The following is a 6,535-nucleotide window of genomic DNA, read 5'->3' on the forward strand; positions in this document are numbered from 1 at the left end:
GGGTGCCTTGTGGCGCTCAATAGCATCGAAGAACTGGTCGAAGACATCCGCCAAGGCAAGATGGTCATCCTCATGGATGACGAAGACCGCGAGAACGAAGGCGACCTGATCATGGCCGCCGAATGCTGCAAGGCCGAGCACATCAACTTCATGGCCAAGCACGCCCGTGGCCTGATCTGCATGCCGATGAGCCGTGAGCGCTGCGAGCTGTTGAAGCTGCCATTGATGGCGCCGCGCAACGGTTCCGGTTTCGGCACCAAGTTCACCGTCTCGATCGAAGCCGCCGAAGGCGTGACCACCGGTATCTCCGCCGCTGACCGTGCGCGCACCGTGCAAGCGGCTGCCGCCAAAGACGCCAAGGCTGAGGACATCGTCAGCCCCGGCCACATCTTCCCGCTGATGGCTCAGGCCGGCGGCACCCTCGCTCGCGCCGGCCACACCGAAGCCGCTTGCGACCTCGCGCGCATGGCGGGTTTCGAGCCGAGCGGGGTGATCTGCGAAGTCATGAACGACGACGGCACCATGTCTCGTCGCGCCGAACTCGAAGAGTTTGCCGCTGTACACAACATCAAGATCGGCACCATCGCCGACCTGATTCACTACCGGATGATCCACGAACGTACCGTTCAGCGGATTGCCGAGCAGCCACTGGACAGCGAGCTGGGCCAATTCAACCTGGTGACCTATCGTGATTCGGTGGAAGGCGACGTGCACATGGCGCTGACCCTGGGTACCGTTTGCGCTGAAGAACCAACACTGGTTCGTGTGCACAACATGGACCCGCTGCGCGACCTGTTGATGGTCAAGCAGCCGGGCCGCTGGAGCCTGCGTGCCGCCATGGCTGCGGTTGCCGAGGCGGGTAGCGGCGTAGTTTTGCTGCTCGGTCACCCGCTCGATGGCGACGTGCTGCTGGCGCATATCCGCGAAACCGGTGATCAGGCCGTGCCGAAAAAACCGACGACTTACAGCATCGTCGGTGCCGGTTCGCAGATCCTGCGTGACCTCGGTGTGCGCAAAATGCGCCTGATGTCTGCACCAATGAAATTTAATGCGATATCCGGTTTCGATCTGGAAGTTGTAGAATACGTGCCCTCCGAATAATGACCGGTTGTTTCCGGACCCGAATTCGCGGCAAATAAATCACTGAGGGACGCGTAGCAGACGCGTCCCGGCTCTTTAAGAGAACTGACGAATGACCCTGAAGACCATCGAAGGTACCTTCATCGCCCCTAAAGGCCGCTACGCTTTGGTAGTGGGCCGTTTCAACAGCTTCGTGGTTGAAAGCCTGGTCAGCGGTGCAGTTGATGCCCTGGTTCGCCACGGCGTGAGCGAAAGCGACATCACCATCATCCGCGCACCTGGCGCCTTCGAAATCCCGCTGGTTGCGCAGAAAGTCGCCCAGAAAGGTGAATTCGCAGCCATCATCGCCCTCGGCGCGGTCATTCGTGGCGGTACTCCGCACTTCGAATACGTGGCAGGCGAGTGCACCAAGGGTCTGGCCCAAGTGTCCATGGAGTTCGGCGTGCCGGTCGCTTTCGGCGTCCTGACCGTTGATTCCATCGAGCAAGCCATCGAACGTTCCGGCACCAAGGCCGGTAACAAAGGTGCCGAAGCTGCCCTGTCCGCTCTGGAAATGGTCAGCCTGCTGGCACAGTTGGAGGCCAAGTGATTAGCGACGAAAGCGATCGTTTCAACCCGCGCGAACCGCGTCCAACCGACGCCGGCAAGCCTTCGAAAAGTGAAAAGCGCCGTGCTGCCCGTCAGTTGGCGACTCAAGCGTTGTATCAGCGTCACATGGCCAAGACTTCGCTGAACGAAATCGAAGCGCAGTTTCGCGTCGACAACGATTTCACCTTCGCCGATGCCAGCTACTTCCACGATATCCTGCACGGTGTTCCGGCCAGTCTGACCGAGATCGACACTGCGCTGGCACCGTGCCTGGACCTGACCATCGAAGAGCTCGACCCGGTTGAACTGTGCGTACTGCGCCTGTCGACCTGGGAACTGCTCAAGCGCGTCGACGTGCCGTACCGCGTGGTGATCAACGAAGGGATCGAACTGGCGAAAGTCTACGGTTCCACCGACGGTCACAAGTTCGTCAACGGTGTGCTCGACAAGCTGGCACCGCGCCTGCGTGAAGCTGAAGTGAAGGCGTTCAAGCGCTAATCGGCGCTTGAATCCTTTGTCTCAGCCATGGGCGAGTTTGAGCTGATCCGTAATTTCTTCGCCGCCGCGCCTTGTGCGCAGGGCGGCGAAGGCGTTGCTCTGGGGATCGGCGATGACTGTGCCTTGCTCGCTGTTCCTTCCGGGGAGCAGTTGGCGATCTCCACCGATACGCTGGTGGCCGGTGTGCATTTCGCCGATCCCTGCGATCCGTTTTTGCTCGGTCAGCGCTCGCTGGCCGTCGCGGTCAGCGATCTGGCCGCTATGGGCGCCACGCCTGTTGCCTTTACCCTTGCCCTGACTTTACCGACGGTGACCGCCGATTGGCTGCAAGCCTATGCCCGCGGTTTGAACCGTATGGCGCAGAGTTGCGGCGTCGCGCTGGTCGGTGGCGACACCACGCGCGGGCCGTTGAGCCTGACGGTGACCGTGTTTGGTCGCGTGCCTGCGGGTCAGGCATTGACCCGCAGCGGTGCGCAGCCGGGCGATTTGCTCTGTGTCGGCGGTGAGCTGGGCAATGCGGCCGGCGCCTTGCCTTTGGTGCTCGGTCAGCGTGACGCCGAGCCTGATATCGCCCAACCGCTGCTCGATCATTACTGGTCACCACAACCGCAACTCGCCCTCGGTCAGGCCCTGCGTAGCAAAGCCACGTCGGCGCTGGATATCTCCGATGGCCTGCTCGCCGATTGCGGCCACATTGCGCTGGCCTCAAAGGTGCGACTTGAGATTGAACGCGAGCGCGTACCGCTGTCGGATGCATTAGTGGCGTTTCTCGGTCAGCGCGGCGCCGAGCGTGCAGCGCTGAGCGGTGGCGATGATTACGTGCTGGCGTTCACCCTGCCGTCCGTCGAGTTGCCGGCGCTGCTGGCCAATGGCTGGCCGATCCATGTGATCGGTCGCGTGGCCGAAGGGCAGGGCGTGGTGCTGCTGGATCGCGAAGGGCACGACATCACCCCGCAAACCCGGGGCTATCAACATTTTCAGGAGACACCGTGACAGATCACCCGAAACAGGTTCCGGCCGAATTCGTTCCGCCGTCGGTCTGGCGCAATCCCTGGCATTTCCTCGCGTTCGGTTTTGGTTCCGGCACCTTGCCGAAAGCCCCGGGCACGTGGGGCTCGTTAGTTGCGCTACCCTTTATCCCGTTGTGGCAGATGCTGCCCGACTGGGGTTACTGGCTGATGCTCGGGATCACCATGCTGTTCGGCTTCTGGCTGTGCGGCAAAGTCGCCGACGATCTGCGGGTCCACGACCACGAAGGCATCGTCTGGGACGAAATGGTCGGCATGTGGATCACCCTGTGGCTGGTACCGGAAGGCTGGTACTGGTTGCTCGCGGGTTTCCTGGTGTTCCGCTTCTTCGATATTCTCAAGCCGTGGCCGATCCGCTGGATCGACCGGCACGTGCATGGCGGCGTCGGCATCATGCTCGATGACGTGCTGGCCGGTGTGTTTGCCTGGCTGGCGATGCAGGGTCTGGTGTGGATTTTCGCCTGATTCCGAGGGATATCAGGGTCAAGTGAGGGGACTAGGGATGGCTCGACGCTGTTTGGCGCTGGTGTTTTTTGCTTTGCTGGGCACGGTGGTCAGTGCGCAGGAAGCTGCGCCGACGCCGGCGGTCATCCACTTGGCCAGCGAAGACTGGGAAGACTACACCGCCGCCGACGGCCATGGCCTCGGTTGGGACGTGTTGCGCAATGTGTTCGAGCCGGCCGGGGTAAAGCTGGATATACGCACGGTGCCCTACACCCGTTCGGTAGGGCTGGTGCAGTTGAAGGAAGTCGACGCACTGGTCGGCTCTTATCGTGACGAAGCCGAAAAGGTCTTGTACCCGCACTGGAATTTCGATTCCGATCACATCTACGCGCTGGGCTTGGCGAGCAACCCGGTGCCGACCCAGGCGACGCTGGGCAAGTATCGACTGGCCTGGGTACGCGGCTATCGTTACGAAAACTACCTGCCGAACATCAAGCGTTACAACCAGATCGAGCGGCGTACCGGGATCCTGTCGATGCTCAAGCAGGGGCGGGCGGATTACTACATCGATGCGCTGACCGAGATTGAAGCGGTGGTGAAAACGGCGACGGATCCAACGCAGTATCGCTATTCGCATCTGATCGAGTTGCCGCTTTTTCTAGGCTTCGCTGACACTCCACAGGCACGGGCGCTGATGGCGCTGTATGACCAGCGTGTGGAGCAGTTGGTGAAGAGCGGCGAGTTGAAGCCGATCTTCGAGAAGTGGAAACAGCCGTATCCGTTCAACTCGAACTGAAGGTCTGCACAAATCCCCTGTAGGCCTTCGCCTGCTCGCGATAGCGGTCTAACTCAAACATTGATGTGGCTGACACACCGCTATCGCGAGCAGGCTCACTCCTACAAGGGAGCTGCGGCGTCCATGAGGTAGTTATCAAACTTTTTGATCGTTATCCCCGATAATTCAGCCTAAGCGCCGGTAGGAACCTGCTGTTACAATGCCGGCCTGCGAATTTTCAGACTCTTTAGATCAGGAGCACACCGGTGCCTGTCGTCTTTGTCGCCGCTTCCAAGCTGCCAACGCCTTTTGCGCAATTCACCATGCACGGTTTTCTCGATGAAGCCACCGGCCGCGAGCACGTCGTGCTGAGCCTGGGTGAAATTGCCGACGGTGCCCCGGTACTCGGCCGTTTGCACTCCGAATGCCTGACGGGCGATGCCTTGTTCAGCCAGCGCTGCGACTGCGGCTCGCAACTGGAAGGCGCGCTCAAAGCCATCGCCCGTGAAGGCCGTGGCGTGTTGCTGTACCTGCGTCAGGAAGGTCGCGGCATCGGTCTGCTGAACAAGATCCGTGCCTACGAGTTGCAGGACGGCGGCGCCGACACCGTTGAAGCCAACGAACGTCTGGGCTTTGCCGCTGACCAGCGCGACTACGCCATGTGCCTGCCGATGCTGGAGCACTTGGGTGTGAAATCCCTACGTCTGATGACCAACAACCCGCGCAAGGTCAAAGCCTTGACCGACATGGGCATTACCGTCGCCGAGCGCGTGCCGTTGCACACCGGTCACAACCCGCACAACAAACTCTATCTGGCAACCAAGGCCAGCAAGCTCGATCACATGATGGGCAACGAGCATCAGGGCGAGGTCGATCGCGCGTGACTCGTGGTCAGGTGCGGCGCCGGTTGTCGGTCGATTGGTGGAAATACCTCGCACTGGCGCTGGTGCCGTTGTTTGTCCTCAACGCCCTGTTCGGCCAGGGCGAAGGGATTCTGCCAGTACTGGCGATGCCGTTTTTCATTGCCGGCGTCGCGTCGATGTTTGTCAGCCTGAAGTTCTTCGGTCGCTACAAACATGCACTGATCGCCACGCAAAAAGCCCTCGATACCCCGGATGAACCTGCAGCGTGGATTGCCCTCGCAGCCCGTCGTCGTGCGGCTTTTCTCGCCGCAGCCTTGCCGGCGTGGATCGGCGCACTGGCGGTGTTTGTCGGTCTTGAAGCCGTGCCGCTGATGCTGCTGGCACTGTCCACGGCGGTGCTGTTTTATCTCTACCGTATCCCGCGTCAACTCGGCTGATGCGTCGTCTCTGGCTGGCGCTTCTGCTGCTGGCCGTCAGTGGCCCGGTGCTGGCGAACCTGCGGGTGGTCAGCCTCGCGCCGTCGCTTTCTGAAATTGTCGTTGAACTGGATTCGGCTGATCTGTTGGTCGGTGTGCTGGATGCCGGGGAGCGTCCTGCTGAAATTGCCAACGTCCCCTCTGTCGGCCGCTATGGCCAACTCGACATGGAACAACTGCTCAGCCTCAAGCCTGATTTATTGTTGCTGTGGCCCGGCAGTGTCGGCCCTGCGCAGCGTGATCAGCTCAAGCGCCTGGGCATCCCGACCTTCGTCGCTGAACCGCATTCCCTTGAGCAACTCACTACCCAGATAGAAGCCATTGCCGCGCAATTGGGGCGACCTGAACGTGGGGTGAAACGGGCTTCGGAGATGCGCAAACAACTCGCAGAGCTGCGCCAGCGCTATCGCCGGGACGTGCCGTTGCGGGTGTTTTATCAGGTGTGGGACAAGCCGCTGTACACCGTCGGTGGCGGGCAAATCATCAGTGATGCGCTGGAAGTGTGCGGGGCGCGCAATGTGTTCAGCGATCTGAGTCTGCCGGCGCCGCAGGTGAGTATTGAGGCGGTGTTGCAGCGCGATCCAGAGGTGATTCTGGCGAGTGATCGGGCGCAGCTGAATGCGTGGAAGGCGTGGCCGCAGGTAGCAGCGGTGAAGCAGGCAAAGTTACTGTTGGTCACCGACAAAGGCCTTGAGCGCCCAAGTGGCCAAATGATCAGCGCTACCGCCAAACTCTGCCAATTGATCGCGCCTGACCGCTGAAACCGTGGTGACTTCTTCGCGA

Annotated in this window: 9 protein-coding genes; all 9 read left to right on the plus strand. The window is 60.8% G+C overall.

Going from position 1 to position 6,535, the window contains the following annotated elements:
* Positions 1-9 precede the first annotated feature (9 nt).
* On the plus strand, positions 10-1,101 hold the full coding sequence (gene ribBA / locus GTU76_RS26950; RefSeq protein ID WP_180699996.1) for a bifunctional 3,4-dihydroxy-2-butanone-4-phosphate synthase/GTP cyclohydrolase II: 1,092 nt from the start codon (positions 10-12) through the stop codon (positions 1,099-1,101).
* A gap of 91 nt (positions 1,102-1,192) precedes the next feature.
* Positions 1,193-1,669: a 6,7-dimethyl-8-ribityllumazine synthase gene (gene ribH / locus GTU76_RS26955; RefSeq protein ID WP_003228649.1), complete on the plus strand. Its 477-nt coding sequence runs from the start codon at positions 1,193-1,195 to the stop codon at positions 1,667-1,669.
* A complete protein-coding gene (nusB, locus tag GTU76_RS26960; RefSeq protein WP_016984114.1) occupies positions 1,666-2,166 on the plus strand; it encodes a transcription antitermination factor NusB in 501 nt (166 codons plus the stop codon). Before ribH ends, nusB begins: the two co-directional genes overlap by 4 nt.
* A gap of 27 nt (positions 2,167-2,193) precedes the next feature.
* The gene (gene thiL / locus GTU76_RS26965; protein ID WP_180699997.1) at positions 2,194-3,159 is read left to right on the plus strand and encodes a thiamine-phosphate kinase; all 966 of its coding nucleotides are present in this window, start codon (positions 2,194-2,196) and stop codon (positions 3,157-3,159) included.
* Entirely contained in the window at positions 3,156-3,659 is a 504-nt protein-coding gene (locus tag GTU76_RS26970; protein WP_007910933.1) for a phosphatidylglycerophosphatase A family protein, read from the plus strand. The genes thiL and GTU76_RS26970 overlap by 4 nt, the downstream gene beginning before the upstream one ends.
* A 37-nt stretch (positions 3,660-3,696) precedes the next feature.
* A complete protein-coding gene (locus tag GTU76_RS26975; RefSeq protein WP_180699998.1) occupies positions 3,697-4,434 on the plus strand; it encodes a substrate-binding periplasmic protein in 738 nt (245 codons plus the stop codon).
* Between the two features lie 245 nt (positions 4,435-4,679).
* Complete coding sequence (gene ribA / locus GTU76_RS26980; protein WP_016984117.1) at positions 4,680-5,297, plus strand: GTP cyclohydrolase II; 618 nt, start codon at positions 4,680-4,682, stop codon at positions 5,295-5,297.
* Positions 5,294-5,713, plus strand: a complete 420-nt coding sequence (locus GTU76_RS26985; protein WP_122661425.1) for an MFS transporter — start codon at positions 5,294-5,296, stop codon at positions 5,711-5,713. The genes ribA and GTU76_RS26985 overlap by 4 nt, the downstream gene beginning before the upstream one ends.
* A complete protein-coding gene (locus GTU76_RS26990) occupies positions 5,713-6,513 on the plus strand; it encodes a cobalamin-binding protein (protein ID WP_180699999.1) in 801 nt (266 codons plus the stop codon). Before GTU76_RS26985 ends, GTU76_RS26990 begins: the two co-directional genes overlap by 1 nt.
* Positions 6,514-6,535: the final 22 nt, after the last annotated feature.

The sequence above is a fragment of the Pseudomonas crudilactis genome (genome assembly GCF_013433315.1).
GTDB lineage: Bacteria > Pseudomonadota > Gammaproteobacteria > Pseudomonadales > Pseudomonadaceae > Aquipseudomonas > Aquipseudomonas crudilactis.